Genomic DNA, 15,043 nt, shown 5'->3' on the forward strand with positions numbered 1-15,043 from the left:
CTCCAGATCGGATTGAACACCAACTGACACGCCTGTGCTCAGGGAGTTCCTGAGCAAGAGAACCAGAACAGCACGTAACCGGCTGTCGAGCTGCGCATTATAACGCAAACTCCCTCTAAATTATTAAATTATCATGCCCTGAATCAGGTGTGAAATCCACACTCCCTTCCTATACTTGATCCACAGCCCAATTGGGCGCGTAAATGTTTTTAAACAATAACATGGGTAATATCATGAAACACTCAATGACAATTGCACTGTTTTTCAGCCTGTTACTGACATCCACTTTGCTCATCGCCGATATGCATGGTGATGCTCCGATTGCAGTGGGTGACACCTCTCTTGGAAAAGTTCTGACCGATCAGCAGGGTATGACCCTGTACACTTTTACCCGCGACACTTCCGGCACATCAAACTGCAATGACGGCTGTGCAGCCAACTGGCCACCGCTGATGGCGGGTGATGGCGCAATGGCCGCAGGCGACTTCAGCATCATCATGCGCAGCGATGGCTCAAAGCAGTGGGCATATAAGGATATGCCGCTGTATACCTGGGTTAGAGATACTGAGCCGGGTGATGTCACCGGGCACGAGTTCAATCAGGTCTGGTTTGTGGTTCCGGTGGAATAAAGTGCAATGATGTGAAATACAATAGAAAAACCAGAATAGCCTCCCGATTGGATCAATACCCGTCGGGAGGTTGTTACTCAGCTGGAACCTGGACCATGCCCCCAGCATATCTCCTCACATCATCCACAGTGTGACACACACCCAGAGTGAATCAATCTACCACTCATCAATGGAGAATCAGCTTGCTGAGTCGCAATCTTAGCTCATTCACATCCTTCACCAACCCTCTTACTCGTCCGAATGAAAGCCACGTTTCCATTATCTCAAGCTAGCCATCCATTATATGTTTGGACCATCTTGATGGATGGCATAGAGATTATGGTACAGATTTAATAAAACTAACCATACAGAATGGGTGTTTCACAACTGTACACCTAAAAAACCAACTAACTGGTTCTTATCTGATCGGTCAATCAAGGTGTTAAATGTCACTTTATAAAGTATTGATTGGTCGATGATGAAAACTACGACGACTAAATTAGTAAAATCAACCAGATGAGGGCTACCTTATGACAACCTATGCGTGGCTGTCGTTCATCCTGATTACTATGGTGCAGGCAGGATCACCCGGACCGTCCACAGTTTTCCTCGTAAATAACTCCATAAAATACGGACCGCTTAAATCAATAGGAGTACTTACAGGTGATGTATTCGCCATATTAATTATGGGTTTGATATCCTCATTAGGCATGGCTGCATTCTTTGCAAATCAACCAGCCATGTTTAATGCATTAAAGCTTGCTGGTGCCGCTTATCTTATTTATCTAGGAATCGTGGCCTTCAATAAAAGCATGATGACTACTGGAAATGTAAGGTCAGATAAACCAGACCCAAAGGCACCTAATCTGTGGAAGCAGTGGACTCAGTCATTTTTAATAGGGATAAGCAACCCGAAAGCACTCGTCTATTTTGCAGCACTTCTACCACAGTTCGAGACGTCAGGCACCCCAGATCTATATTTTTTTGCGTTTCTCGTGATTTTAAGTGCATTGATAAAATTCTCGGTCCTTTCCTGTTATGCCGTGGTAGCGACCAAGATAGCCTCAAAAATAACATCACCATCCGCTGGCATAATAGGATCTAAAGTAGTAGGTGTGTTTTTTGTTTTTTTTGGATCAGCACTAGGGTTATCTACCATTCACTGAAGGAGAATAACCTGTTTGAATATAATACGCATTAACGGACGAGCTCTGATATATTCATTTCTACAGTCAAATTTCCAATAGTTTTTATCGCCAATTCGACACGCTCATCTAATATTCCGCCATAATTTATACGAATACAATTTTCGTATTTACCTGTAGATGAAAATATTTTTCCCGTTGCAATCTGTATTTTCTTTTGTATTAGCTTATCACTTAACTCATATGCAGACACGCCGTCAGGAAGCTCCACCCAAAGAAAGTATCCACCTTCAGGTCTACTAACCCTAACGCGAGCATTAAAATACTCTGATATCCAACACGTCATGATATCTCTGTTGGATTTGTAATGCGCGCGCATACGACGAAGATGGATCTGATACTTCCCCTTTCCCATGAATTCAGCGATAGCTCTTTGGTTTGCTGTCGCGGTTGCACCTGAGCTGATGTACTTTGTATGCAAAACTTTGTCATAGATACGGCCAGGAACTATCCAACCGACCCGCAGTCCAGGTGCCAGCGTTTTTGAAAAAGAGCCGCAAAGAATAATCTTACCTTCCGTGTCCTGCGACTTTATTGCCTTAGGTCGAGGGTATCGGAATGTGAGATCACCGTATGTATCATCTTCTATGATAGAAAACCCAAACCTTTTTGATAGATCTACCAGAATTTTTTTGCGATCATCCGGCATTACATACCCTAGCGGGTTATTGCAGTTTGGATTCACCAACACGGCTCGGATAGGCCATTTTTCAGCTATCAACTCCAGTGATTCCAGCTCTATCCCTGTTAACGGATCAGTGGGAACCTCTATGACTTTTACGCCACATACTTTCAGTGTCTGAATCGCACCATGAAAGCTGGGAGATTCAACCGCTACGATATCGCCCTGATTGCAAATGGCTCGAATAGAGCACATTAAAGCTTCTTGACAACCGGCAGTAATGATAATTTCATCAGGATCAACCTGACATCCAGAGTCAATTAATGTCCTACTTACTTGTGATCTTAAATCAAAGTTACCTTTGATATTCTCATAATTAAGTCCGTCCTTCTGCCACCGTTTTGCCTCGTGACTTAAACTTCTCATTAAGGGCTGTAACGTTGGTGTATCAACCCTTGGCATACCTCTCCCGAGTTGCAGTACGTCTTTGTCAGGTGTACTGGCAGTCACCTTATAGATTTCGTCCCATTCCAGTATATCGAGTGGGTGTTTCTCAATCTCTCGCATCCTTGGTAACAAATTGAGGCTCTGCTTTCGACTAACAAAGTGGCCCGATTTAGGCAAGGGCGCGGCTAACCCTTCCTCCTCCAAAACTCGATAAGCCTGCTGTACTGTCCCTAAGCTAACACCATATTCTGCACTCAATATCCGCAAAGAAGGTAGTCGCTGCCCCTCTTGATAAAGACCCATTTCAATCCTGCTACGCAGTACATCGGCCAAATCTGAATACTTCGCCACTGATCCCTCCATTGTCAACAAAAGAGCTTAAAGTCCGTATTCATCAGAATAGATTGTTCTCCCGACCCGCAGGGCCTTTCCTTGAAGGTGACAAAACCGGAAAGGAGAGTCGCCATGCTAAGCCGAGAGGACTTTCACATGATAAAACAAATTCGCCAACAAAGAGCACATATTGTAGATATTGCCCATCGTATAGGTTGCTCTGAACACACCGAGAATGAACACCCCACTTCTGTTTCTAACTCAAAAACTGCGATCTCATTAACCTATATCCGTGACTTCAGAGAGCATCACGGATTAGGTCAGAGAAAAGCCAGCCAGAGTCCGACACCTATCATCAGACTGCCTGCGAAACGGTTCAGCAACCGCACATTGGAGGTGTGCTGCAGAAACAGCCTCAGCGCCTTGCCGCCTCCGGCATAGATCAGCATGCAGATCAATTCGAGGAGCACGATGATGCCGAGCAACACCACCAACTGCGGGATCAGCGCCTGCTGCTGATTGATGAAAGGTGGCAGCAGTGCAACATGGAAGGCCCAGCCCTTGGGGTTGGCGACGGCTGTGACAAATCCCTGCACAAACAGCTGCCATGCAGAGACAGTCTGGCGCACAGCAGACGACTCAGGAATCGCCATACGCCCCCGCGAGCGCCACATCTGCACACCAACATAAAAAAGATAAGCCCCGCCAACCCATTTGAAGACCTGGAAAAAACCGGGATAGGCCAGCAAAACAGCAGCAACACCGAGCACGGCCAACAATGCGACCAGCGCCACGCCCAGCATCTCTCCCCACATCATCCACAGTGTACGGCGCACACCCAGAGTGATGCCTAATGTCATGGCCAGCGTCATACACATACCGGGGGTGATCGACACAAAGAAAAATGTCGGCACAAAGACCGACAGCAACGCCAGATTCATCGCGCTTACGCTTCCTGTAAAAATGAGTCTGTTAAAGTGAGTCCTGTTCCAGGGTAGCGGTACCGCGTGTCTGCTCAGTCAGCATCTCCAGCCAGTTTTGCAACGCGACTGCATCCCCTGAGACCCTGGCGGAAACACGATCCAGATAATGAACATCTATCTCCAGACCCGCTTCTCTGGCCAGCCTGCGAAGCAGCGAATCATACTCGAAATCCACACTGACAACAGCCTCAGCACGAGGTTTTATTTCAACATATTCAGCCCGCCCCAATGGCTCGCTTATTGCCTGGCTGTAGGCTCGCACCAAACCACCGGCGCCCAGTTTGACGCCTCCGAAATAACGCACCACCGTAGCCAGAACACCATCAAGATGTTTGTGCTGCAGGACATTGAGCATGGGTTTTGCGGCCGTACCCGATGGCTCTCCATCATCAGACTGACGCACCTGCCCTGCGACCAACATGCTGAAGCAGACATGAGTGGCTTCGGGATGCAGCTTGCGTAACGACTCCACAAGCGCCATCCCTTCATCCAGATCGGAGATTGTCTCGACACGCCCGATGAAACGGGATTTTTTAATCTCCAGCTCGCACTCCACCGGAGCGGCCAGGGTTTTGATACTACTCATTGAAAAGCCAGTCAGATCCTTACATGAGCCTCAGCACTGGCTCTCTCAACGCGAAAAGCTGCTCACGCAGTTGCAGAATATGCTCGCCCCAGTAACGCTCGGTATTAAAGAAGGTAAAGCTGTGTGGAAACGCAGGATCCTCCCAGCGACGTGCCAGCCATGCACAGTAGTGCAACATGCGCAGTGTTCGCAACGGTTCGATCAGGTGCAGCTCTCGAGGGTTAAAATCAGCGAACTCCGTATAGCCGGCGATAACTTCTGCCAGTTGCTGCTCTCGCTCCAGGCGTTCCGGGCTACTGAGCAACATCCATAGATCCTGTATTGCCGGCGCCATGCGCGAATCGTCAAAATCAACAAAATGTGGTGTTTCATCACGCCACAGCAGATTGCCGCCATGGCAATCACCATGAACACGGATCAACCGAACATCTTCCACCTCAGCAAAGGCCGCCTCAACCATCTGCATCAGATCCTGGGCAAGCGTTGCATAAGCTTCACGCAGCGAAGCGGGAATAAAGTGATCGCGTACAAACTCGATACTTTTATAGCCGAAGGACTCACAGTCCAGCACCGGACGGTGCAGAAACGGCTTACTGGCACCAACCAGATGGATCCGCCCCAGTGTCCGGCCCAGAACGAACAGATGCTCCAGATTATCCAGCTCTGGGGCACGACCACCACGACGCACATAGAGTGCGAAACGAAAGCCATTATACTCATGCAGAGTGCAGCCGCTCTCGTCCACCATTGGAGCAACGACCGACAGCTCCTCCTCTGCCAGCTCCAGGCAATACTGATGCTCTTCGAGTATCTGTTCGTTGCTCCAGCGCTGCGGGCGGTAGAATTTGACGATCAGAGGGACCTGATCATCTATACCCACCTGATAGACACGATTTTCGTAGCTGTTCAGTGCCAGAATATGGCCATCACAGAAATAGCCGACAGACTCAACAGCGGCGAGGATGAACTCCGGTGTCAGTGTTTCAAAAGGGTGTGGTGCTACCGTATTCATCGTATATCCGTTTTTGCGTCAATGAGACTTTACTCATCTCATCTTAGCGGATAAACCGACCGGTAACACGCACCCGACAAACAAATAAGCTATTGCACCATCAAACAGTTATCAGTAGCCGACTATCAGTACTCAGCTATCAGTATTCAACAACGACATTCCCTTTTGGTCGGCTGCAGCAGGATAGAATGTAGCCATCTGCCACATCTTCATCTGTAATCCCGCCATTGTGCTCCATCTCGACCTCACCCGAAGTCAGTGCAACACGACAGGTACCGCAGATACCCATACCGCAGGCTTTGGGAATATGCAGGCCGAGCTTGGCCGCAGCAGCATGGACGGTTTCGGTCGGCATGATCCGAACGCTTTTGCCGGATGCTGTAAACTCGACCTGCACCATATCCGCGACATTGACATCTTCCGCTTCCTGCTCGGCCTGTTCAGCCAGTTCCAGCACCTCCTCCTTGATGTCGATCGGGGTCGCACCGAAAGACTCTTCATGATAGCGACTCATATCGAAACCGGTCGCCTTCAACAGGTTTTTGATCGCATTCATGTAAGGTGTGGGGCCGCAGCAGAAGATTTCACGCTCAAGATAATCCGGTGCGATCAGCTCCATCATCTTCTGGTTCAGATAACCACGGAAGCCAAACCAGGACTCGCCGAGCTCATCACTGCGTTCGCAGATAATATGCAGTTTGAACTCGGGGATGCGCGAGAAGATATGCTCCAGTTCGCGATGAAAGATAATATCCTTGGGTGAGCGCGCACTGTGGATAAACTCGATATCCACCGCCGCATTGGTGTCGAAATACCAACGCGCCATCGACATCAGTGGCGTGATTCCGACGCCGCCGGACAGCATCAGTACCTTCTCGGCCGGATAGTCCATGCAATTGAAGTTACCGACCGGACCATGTACCGCCAGTTCATCGCCCTGCTTCAGATTATCATGCAGCCAGTTGGATACCTTGCCCCCCGGCATACGCTTGACGGTAATGGAAAAACTGTAGGGCACGGAAGGTGAACTTGAGATGGTGTAGGAGCGCATGACCGGCTCGCCATCTATCTCCAGCTCCAGTGTGACGAACTGCCCTGGCTTGAAGAAGAAGAGAACCGGCTGCTCTGCCATGAAGCAAAACGTGCGGACATCCCAGGTCTCCTGGATCACCTTGACACAACGAACCATATGGCGGCCGTTTGCCCAAGTCTGAGTCGTAATCGTATTCAGGAAATTTGTTGTCATATCAGTTCATCCGGCAGCGAAATAAAGCTCTATAATGCGTAGTATACGCACCCCTTGTTATTACCTTGCATTCTGGACATGCTCAATGACGACCACTTATCTCTTAACGACACAGACCATCGCTATAATCACCTTTCTGGTGGTTTTTTTGGTCTTACACGTCGTCGCCGCATCATCTGATGTCGCTGGCAGATAATCGACCAAGCGCTGGCTAATCCACACTCGCCGCACGGTCATAGATCGACTGAAACACCAAAACAAGATTATCAGGCTGCAACCTATTTACAGGACCAAGGCAATGAACCAGATTTCACACTCTCAGCTGACTGACCCGATGGACGATATCCGCGAATCCGCCTCCAGTCTGCTGGCAACCCGCAAGCCAAATTACTCCTTGCCACAGCCCTTTTACAACGATGCGCGCATGTTTCAGTTGGATATCAAAGAGATCTTTGAGAAAGAGTGGCTGTTTGCCGGGCTGACCTGTGAAATCCCGGCCAAAGGCAACTTCATCACGCTGAACATCGGCGACAACCCGATTGTAATATTGCGCGGTGCCGACAACAAAGTACATGCCTTTTTCAACGTTTGCCGCCACCGTGGTTCGCGCCTGTGCGTGACCGACAAAGGCAAAGTTGCCAAGCTGGTCTGCCCTTACCACAAATGGACCTATGAACTGGATGGCCGCCTGCTGTTTGCCGGTTCTGACATGGGTGCAAACTTTGATCTGACCGCGCATAACCTGAAGCCGGTCAACGTCAAGGTAGCCAGTGGTTATATCTTCATCTGCCTGTCCGACAACCCGCCGGAGTTCGAAGCTTTCCCGGCTGAGCTTGAGAATTATCTTGAGCCCTATGATATGGAAAACCTCAAGGTAGCGGTTGAATCCAACGTACTGGAGGATGCCAACTGGAAACTGGTGCTTGAGAACAACCGTGAATGCTACCACTGCAACGGCTCACACCCTGAGCTGCTGAACTCGCTACAGCAGTTTGATGATACCGATGATCCGTTAGCTACGCCGGAATACAAAGCACTGGTTGAGCGTAAACAGGCAGACTGGGATGCGATGAAGGTACCCTATGCGCTGAAGTACTTCGGCAAGCGCAACCGCATGACCCGTACACCCTTGCTGGACGGTACTGTTTCCATGACCATGGATGGCAAAGTAGCCTGCCAGAAACTGATGGGGCGCCTGACCAGCCCTGACATGGGTTCTTTGCGTATCCTGCACCTGCCCAACTCCTGGAACCATTTCATGGGTGACCATGCGATTGCGTTCCGTGTGCTGCCGCTTGGCCCACAGAAAACACTGGTCACCACCAAATGGCTGGTACACAAGGATGCGGTTGAGGGTGTGGATTATGACATCACACATATGCGCAAAGTCTGGGATGCTACCAATGATCAGGACCGCGTACTGGCGGAAGAGAACCAGCGCGGTATCAACTCGATCGCCTATGAGCCAGGCCCCTACTCTGAGACCTTTGAGTTCGGCGTAATCGATTTCGTTAACTGGTACAGCGAAACCATACTGAACAACACTGGTTACAAAAACACAACGCTGGACTGAGTCTGGCAAGCAAATGGCCACTCCTTCTATTGAAGATGGAGTGGCCATCACTGTTCAGATCACCCAGCTAAGGGCTGCTCAACTAAGCGCAACTCAGCTCAGTTAATTGAGCCCGCCGACCTGCCTGAATAGAAACGATAGCCTCCCTTACCCTGATCCTTGACCTCATACATCGCAGTGTCTGCAGCATGTACCAGACGGTCGGCATCCACCTCTTCACCTTCACTATTACCCAGCACAATCCCGATACTGGCTGAAACCTCAACATTGCCAGCATCCAGCACAAAGGGCTGAGCAATCGCCTGAAGCACCTTATCTGCCAATCTGGCTGCAACATCCCGACCCTCACAGTGCCGCACTATGATGGCAAACTCATCACCTGCCAACCGTGCAACCGTATCTGAAGAGCGTACACACTTCAGCATTCGTTGGGCTATTTCAACCAGAAGCTGATCCCCCGCTGCATGGCCCAGAGAATCATTGACCGGTTTAAAGCCATCAATATCGATATACAGAAGCGCAAAGTGTTGATGATAACGACGGCTTTCGCTGATTGTCATATTCAGACGATCATAAAACAGCACACGATTGGGCAAGTCGGTCAGACTGTCATGTGTTGCCTGCCAGGTCAGTTGCTCCTCGGCCAGCTTTCGGGTAGTGATATCACGGGCGATCGCCAGCACCTTGTCATCCGCCAGCCGAGACATGCGCAGCTCAAAATAAAACTGCTGACCTCGCATCTGCAGATCATATTCTATCTGTTGAACTGAGCCCGTCTGAATTACGCGCAAAATACTCGCCATGCCTTTATCTGCCACTTGGGGAGGCATCACTTCTGATATGTTTTTACCGATAAACTGCTCAGGTGGGAGCAGCAGAAGTGTTTCTTCACCCGCCTGATAATCAATGAAGTATCCCTGACCATTCAGGGTAAAAAGCAGATCAGGCATCGCCTCAACGATGGCCAGGTTGCGCTGATTAAGATCAGCAAGTGCCTTCTGTCCCGCTTTAAGATCCTGCTCTATGCCATGCCGTCGCCAGAGGAGCCAGGCGATGATCAGCATGAATACAGTCACCAGGCCCGACACTCCCAACCAGCGCTGCTGCTCGCGCTGTTTGAAATCAGCGATGTTGGCATATACGGGCTCCAGCTCTTCACCGACAAACACCACCAGCGGCCAGTGCGTCGTACGTTCAAAAGAGATCTGGCGAGACTGCCCATCAAATGGCGAGATAACCTGATAACTGTCTCTCTGCGGCAACTGATCACCATAAGCGATAATTGATGCCAGAGTCTGCCCCACCGGCTCTTCAATATAAGGAAGACGCAGCACAATCGTACCGTCATCTTTCGCCAATACAGTAGTCATCTCGCCTGAATAGGTCAGCTCTCCCAGAGAGCGCGCCAGGCGTTCAATATCAATGGCTGCCGCCAGCACACCGGCAAATTTTCCCTCATCTGACAACACCGGACGACTCAAGGCAATAAAGTGACGAGGCTGCTGTACACGGGAAAGTGAGGGAGTTGATAGATAGGGATAATCACCGTCACTGCTCTTCTGCCACAGAAAATAATCACGATCTCTGACAACTGGAATCGGACCATCATGTGTCCAGGCAAGGACCTCGCCATCCTGATCAAGCAATATAAAGTCGGCGATCTCGTCGCTGAACCCCTTGCGGGTCAACATCATTGCTCGAATCTGGGCCACTGAGAACCCAGTGTTACTGATCATGTCACGCATGGTCAGCAGTATTCTGTCCAGCTCCAGCATCTTGGCTGAAACGAGTTCGCGCTGTGTACGAGCCAGAGAAGCGGTACGTTGCTCAATCTGCAACCACACCTGCTCCTGATAGCGCACGGTCGTGGTCGTGTAGAAATTGACCAGCACTAACTGAAATACCAGCCAGAGCAGTAACAGGATTAAGAGAAGAACCTTAAAGGTACGCGTGACTTTCGTCTGGATGTCCATGCCTGATCCTGCCCACTGAACTCCTTGATTATATATTGCAACAAGACACAGGCCGAGTTTATCAGGCCGGTAACTGTTGCCGCATGGATGATTCAGGATAACAGATACCCCTAATACCCAGGCTGCATGGTATAGCACCCGTAAATAAATGAATATTCACTAGAGCTAATTTATTTGGAAGAAATTTCTCTCCTCATCCAGTTGTCAGCCTTCTCAGGCATACAACAACTATAGAGATTAAATCTGACAAGACCAGTTGGAATACTTAATCCGACACGATTATTCAACTTCAAGTCATAATAGCTGAGTAGAGTCACCGAACAGACAGCAGCAGAGGAAACCGACCATGCAGTTACTGCTTGACACACACACCTCCCCCATCGGCGAGATGTATATCGTAACTGACGAAGCGGGCGTATTGAGAGCACTGGATTTCGAGGACTATCAACCTCGCATGCATAAGCTTTTGCAGCGTCATTACGGTGAATACACCCTGAGTAATCAGGCGGCACCAGAATCTATCAAGCTGGCACTTGAAGCCTATTTCGAGGGTGAGATCGAGGTTCTGAAAACGCTGACAACAGCGACTAATGGCACCCCCTTTCAACTCAAAGTATGGAAAGCTCTGCAGGATATTCCTGCTGGTGAAACCTGGAGTTACGGGACGCTGGCACAAGCTGTTGGTAACCCAAAAGGCAGCAGAGCAGTTGGCCTTGCCAATGGCGCCAATCCTATCGCCATCGTGGTGCCCTGCCACAGGGTGATCGGTGCCAATGGAGCCCTGACCGGTTACGGCGGTGGCGTCTGGCGTAAACGCTGGCTACTGGAACATGAAGCGGCTCTGATGACTGGGTCACTGCTTTAGCGACCCGTCATATCCACCCTTGAGGCACTTACCAGCCTCTGTGTTTTTTTAAAAGCGCACGCTGCTTTTCGCGCTGCTGCTGTAATACCAGTCGAGCATCCACCCGTAATGGCTGCTCTGCAGCCCAGAGCAGATCCTGACGGGTATACCCCATATCTTCAAGCATGTGATCATCGTATTCCAACAGCCGTAGCAGTCTGTGCCGCCGACTCCAGGCTCTGAACCAGTTTTCGAGCGCTGCAATCAACCCCAGTGGCGGCATGGCTGGCATGTATATATCAGGGAAAACAGGCTTTTCAAGCAGAGTTTTGTCCACTACATCCTGACGATACAACTCACATTTATGGTTAAGATTTGTCATTTCGTGCCCCCTTGGCAATTCATCAAACTATCATTTTCTATCTGCCGAATATTTGATATTTGTCTATTTCTGGTGTAAGCATGGCCTCGAAATATTGTTCAATCAAACGAAAAGAACTACACTCATGATTAAGAAAAATTGAAAGGTTCAGGTATGACAACTCTGCAAACCTCACACACCGATATCACGCCCGCTTCTCTGCCTCTGCTGGATACGGATGTACTGCGCATGTTTGTCGCGATCGCCGAAACCGGCAGTTTTACTCGCGCCGCCAACCAGGTGTTCCGCACCCCTTCAGCCCTGAGCATGCAGATCAAACGACTGGAGGAAACCCTGGGCAAGACATTGTTTCTGAGAGAGGCACGACAGGTCAGTCTGACGCCCGATGGAGAAGTACTATTGAGTTATGGCCGCCGGTTGCTAAAACTCAATGAAGAGGCTGTCACACAGTTTCTGTCGCCCTCACTGGCTGGTACTGTCCGCCTTGGCACGTGTGACGATGTCGGCACTCGTATTCTGCCCTGCGTGCTGGCCCAGTTTGCCCGATCTCACCCGGCTACTCAGGTGGATGTTGTGATGGGCCGCAGCATCGATATGGCCGCACGACTGGATGCAGGCGAACTGGATCTGATCGTCATCACGGCAGGCAGTACCGGGCTGGAAAAAGGTAGAGGAAAGGTCGTACATACCGAGTCATTGATCTGGGCCGGGCGCGAGGGTGGCATTGCCGCCATGAGAACTCCGCTGCCGGTTTCTCTGGCCAGCCAGGGTTGTGCCTGGCGCAGCATGGCATTGAAAGCTCTGGATCAGGCGGGGATTGACTATCGCATCGCCTACACCAGTGAACACTGCTCCGGACAGTCTGCAGCCATGATTGCAGACCTGGCGGTAGCGCCCTTCCCGGCCGGACTGGTGAAACCACCCCTGCGCAAGCTGGATAAGGAGTACGGGCTACCTGCACTGGGCGATTATCAGATGCTGTTGATTCAGAGGCAAGGTACGGATGAGACCTGCAGTATATTAGCCAGCCATGTGGTCGACGCTCTGCAAGGACTTGGCTGACAATCCGTCAACGCCTCAATAGCCTCAGACCATTAGCGATCACCAGCAGGCTGGCACCGACATCGGCAAATACTGCCATCCAGAGCGTGGCCATACCTGCCAGCGCCAGTACCAGAAAGACCAGTTTGATCCCCAGAGCCAATGCGATATTCTGCATCAGAATCGCCATGGTGGCTCGGGAGAGGCGGATAAAGGCCGGTAATTTGCGCAGGTCATCATCCATCAGCGCGACATCGGCGGTTTCGATTGCGGTATCCGTGCCGGCAGCGCCCATCGCAAAGCCGATATCAGCCCGTACCAATGCGGGTGCGTCGTTAATGCCATCCCCCACCATACCCACCGGGCCCTGCGCTGACAGTTCAGCCACCAGGCGCAGTTTATCTTCAGGCAGCAGATCCGCTTCGACACGATCAACACCCGCAGCCCGGGCCATCGCCTGTGCAGAGACTGCATTATCCCCAGTCAGCATCAGAGTCTGAACACCCAGCGCATGCAACTGAGAGATAGCCTCCTGACTCGTACTGCGCAGCGTATCTGCTACGGCAAAGAGCGCCAGAACAGACTGATCCTGCACCAACAGGACAACTGTTTTCCCGTCCCGCTCCAGCTCAAGCACTCGCATCTCCAGTTCAGGGGTCATTAATTCCAACTCTTCGATCAGACGACGATTCCCCAGATAACAGACCTGACCCGACAGCACACCTCTGACACCTCGCCCAGGTAATGCCGTGAAATCAGCAACCTCTTCGCCCCTGACCTCTTTCTCTATAGCCTGAGCGATGGCGCGCGATACGGGATGATCGGAGCGTCCTGCCAGACTGATGGCCAGACTGCGCGGGTCTTTTTGAGGCTTATGCCCTTGAGGCTTATGCTCCTGAAGTTGTTGATCCTGAAACGTGGTCCAGATCTGATAATCCGTCTGCACCGGTTTGCTCTGAGTCAGGGTACCGGTTTTATCCAGCGCCAACCAACGCAGTGTGCGTCCCTTTTCAAGATAGGCACCACCCTTGATCAGTATGCCTCGGCGCGCAGCGGCTGCTAGACCACTGACCACTGTGACCGGCGTCGAAATCACCAGCGCGCAGGGGCATGCGATCACCAGCAGCACCAATGACTTGTAGATCCAGTCCAGCCAATCGCCACCCAACAGCGGCGGCACCAGTGCCACCAGCACAGCCAGTACCAGAACCACAGGGGTATAGATACTGGCGAAACGGTCAACAAAGCGCTGTGTCGGTGCCCTGCTGCCCTGAGCCGCTTCCACCGCATGGATAATACGGTCCAGCGTGCTGTTACCTGCACGTGCCGTCACCCGATACTCCAGAGAACCCTGTTCATTGATCGTACCGGCATAGAGCGGATCACCTTCGGCTTTATCAACCGGCAGGCTTTCACCTGTGATCGGGGCCTGATTGACCGATGAGAAGCCATTGACCACCTCACCATCCAGAGCAATCCGTTCACCGGGATTGACGCGAACAAGACTGCCAAGGGCCACTTCACCCGCTGCACACATCAGCCAACGCCCATCAACCTGCTGCACTCTCGCCTGTTCCGGTGCCAGCGCCATCAAACCACGCACGGCATTACGGGCACGATCAAGCGAGTGCGCCTCGATCAACTCAGCCAGAGCAAACAGCACCACCACCATCGCCGCCTCTGGCCAGTGGCCGATCAGCAGTGCGCCAGTTACAGCAATCGACATCAACGCATTGATATTGAGCTGCCCATTGCGGATAGCAATCCACCCTTTTTTGTAGGTCGGCAACCCACCCAAAGCGATAGCTAACACGGCCGCCACAATCACCAATGCATGCTGCTCACCCAGCGTCCAGCCCAGTAACTCAGCCAGCAACGCCGCCACAGCAGCCACTCCCAGCTTCCAGTAGCTCTTGCTCGCCACAGCAGGTTGATCGCTCGGCATATCAGGAGTGATCTCCACCGGATCAAAACCCAGTTGCTTCAATGCCGGCGCGATCTGCTGCGCCACTGCCGGATCGTGACTCACGATGAGTTGGCGCTGCATCAGATTAAAATCCAGCTCAACTACTCCCTGCATACCACCAAGTTTGCCGCGAATCAGCTTCTCTTCTGTGGGACAGTCCATGTTATCGATGCGAAAGATGGCCTGAACCAGCCCAACATCGCTTCCTGTATGACGCATATT

The 15,043-nt window shown here is 51.1% G+C and carries 13 protein-coding genes; 5 read left to right on the forward strand and 8 right to left on the reverse strand.

Annotated features, from left to right (window positions below; genetic code table 11):
• Positions 1-245 precede the first annotated feature (245 nt).
• Together ACK3CJ_RS19665 and ACK3CJ_RS19670 are read left to right on the forward strand one after the other, a co-directional pair.
• A complete protein-coding gene (locus tag ACK3CJ_RS19665) occupies positions 246-629 on the forward strand; it encodes a COG4315 family predicted lipoprotein (RefSeq protein ID WP_409523890.1) in 384 nt (127 codons plus the stop codon).
• A gap of 509 nt (positions 630-1,138) precedes the next feature.
• Positions 1,139-1,774 carry a LysE family translocator gene (locus tag ACK3CJ_RS19670; protein WP_409523891.1) on the forward strand — a complete coding sequence of 212 codons (636 nt, stop codon included), beginning with the start codon at positions 1,139-1,141 and terminating at the stop codon, positions 1,772-1,774.
• Positions 1,775-1,805: 31 nt separating this feature from the next.
• Here the strand turns inward: ACK3CJ_RS19670 and ACK3CJ_RS19675 are convergent, their stop codons facing one another.
• The 5 genes from ACK3CJ_RS19675 to ACK3CJ_RS19695 form a co-directional block, all read right to left on the reverse strand.
• A complete protein-coding gene (locus tag ACK3CJ_RS19675; RefSeq protein ID WP_409523892.1) occupies positions 1,806-3,233 on the reverse strand; it encodes a PLP-dependent aminotransferase family protein in 1,428 nt (475 codons plus the stop codon).
• Between the two features lie 302 nt (positions 3,234-3,535).
• Positions 3,536-4,156, reverse strand: coding sequence for a LysE family translocator (locus ACK3CJ_RS19680; protein ID WP_409523893.1), 621 nt, complete (start codon positions 4,154-4,156; stop codon positions 3,536-3,538).
• A 31-nt stretch (positions 4,157-4,187) separates the two neighbouring features.
• Complete coding sequence (locus ACK3CJ_RS19685; protein ID WP_409523894.1) at positions 4,188-4,784, reverse strand: IMPACT family protein; 597 nt, start codon at positions 4,782-4,784, stop codon at positions 4,188-4,190.
• A gap of 19 nt (positions 4,785-4,803) precedes the next feature.
• Positions 4,804-5,796: a serine/threonine protein kinase gene (locus ACK3CJ_RS19690; protein ID WP_409523895.1), complete on the reverse strand. Its 993-nt coding sequence runs from the start codon at positions 5,794-5,796 to the stop codon at positions 4,804-4,806.
• 139 nt (positions 5,797-5,935) lie between these two features.
• Complete coding sequence (locus tag ACK3CJ_RS19695; RefSeq protein ID WP_409523896.1) at positions 5,936-7,042, reverse strand: FAD-binding oxidoreductase; 1,107 nt, start codon at positions 7,040-7,042, stop codon at positions 5,936-5,938.
• Positions 7,043-7,340: 298 nt separating this feature from the next.
• On the opposite strand from ACK3CJ_RS19695, the gene ACK3CJ_RS19700 reads away from it, so the two are divergent.
• Complete coding sequence (locus tag ACK3CJ_RS19700) at positions 7,341-8,615, forward strand: aromatic ring-hydroxylating oxygenase subunit alpha (RefSeq protein WP_409523897.1); 1,275 nt, start codon at positions 7,341-7,343, stop codon at positions 8,613-8,615.
• 98 nt (positions 8,616-8,713) lie between these two features.
• On the opposite strand, the gene ACK3CJ_RS19705 is transcribed toward ACK3CJ_RS19700, so the two are convergent.
• On the reverse strand, positions 8,714-10,588 hold the full coding sequence (locus ACK3CJ_RS19705; RefSeq protein WP_409523898.1) for a diguanylate cyclase domain-containing protein: 1,875 nt from the start codon (positions 10,586-10,588) through the stop codon (positions 8,714-8,716).
• A 346-nt stretch (positions 10,589-10,934) separates the two neighbouring features.
• Between ACK3CJ_RS19705 and ACK3CJ_RS19710 the strand changes: the two genes are divergently transcribed.
• Positions 10,935-11,453 carry a methylated-DNA--[protein]-cysteine S-methyltransferase gene (locus ACK3CJ_RS19710; RefSeq protein WP_409523899.1) on the forward strand — a complete coding sequence of 173 codons (519 nt, stop codon included), beginning with the start codon at positions 10,935-10,937 and terminating at the stop codon, positions 11,451-11,453.
• A 28-nt stretch (positions 11,454-11,481) separates the two neighbouring features.
• Here the strand turns inward: ACK3CJ_RS19710 and ACK3CJ_RS19715 are convergent, their stop codons facing one another.
• Positions 11,482-11,814: a hypothetical protein gene (locus ACK3CJ_RS19715; protein ID WP_409523900.1), complete on the reverse strand. Its 333-nt coding sequence runs from the start codon at positions 11,812-11,814 to the stop codon at positions 11,482-11,484.
• A gap of 153 nt (positions 11,815-11,967) precedes the next feature.
• Here ACK3CJ_RS19715 and ACK3CJ_RS19720 point away from each other — a divergent pair, with 153 nt between their 5' ends.
• Positions 11,968-12,876 carry a LysR family transcriptional regulator gene (locus ACK3CJ_RS19720; protein WP_409523901.1) on the forward strand — a complete coding sequence of 303 codons (909 nt, stop codon included), beginning with the start codon at positions 11,968-11,970 and terminating at the stop codon, positions 12,874-12,876.
• A gap of 7 nt (positions 12,877-12,883) precedes the next feature.
• Here the strand turns inward: ACK3CJ_RS19720 and ACK3CJ_RS19725 are convergent, their stop codons facing one another.
• Positions 12,884-15,040, reverse strand: coding sequence for a heavy metal translocating P-type ATPase (locus ACK3CJ_RS19725; RefSeq protein ID WP_409523902.1), 2,157 nt, complete (start codon positions 15,038-15,040; stop codon positions 12,884-12,886).
• Between the last annotated feature and the right edge of the window lie 3 nt (positions 15,041-15,043).

The sequence above is a fragment of the Nitrincola salilacus genome (genome assembly GCF_046271865.1).
In the GTDB taxonomy this organism is placed as follows: domain Bacteria; phylum Pseudomonadota; class Gammaproteobacteria; order Pseudomonadales; family Balneatricaceae; genus Nitrincola; species Nitrincola salilacus.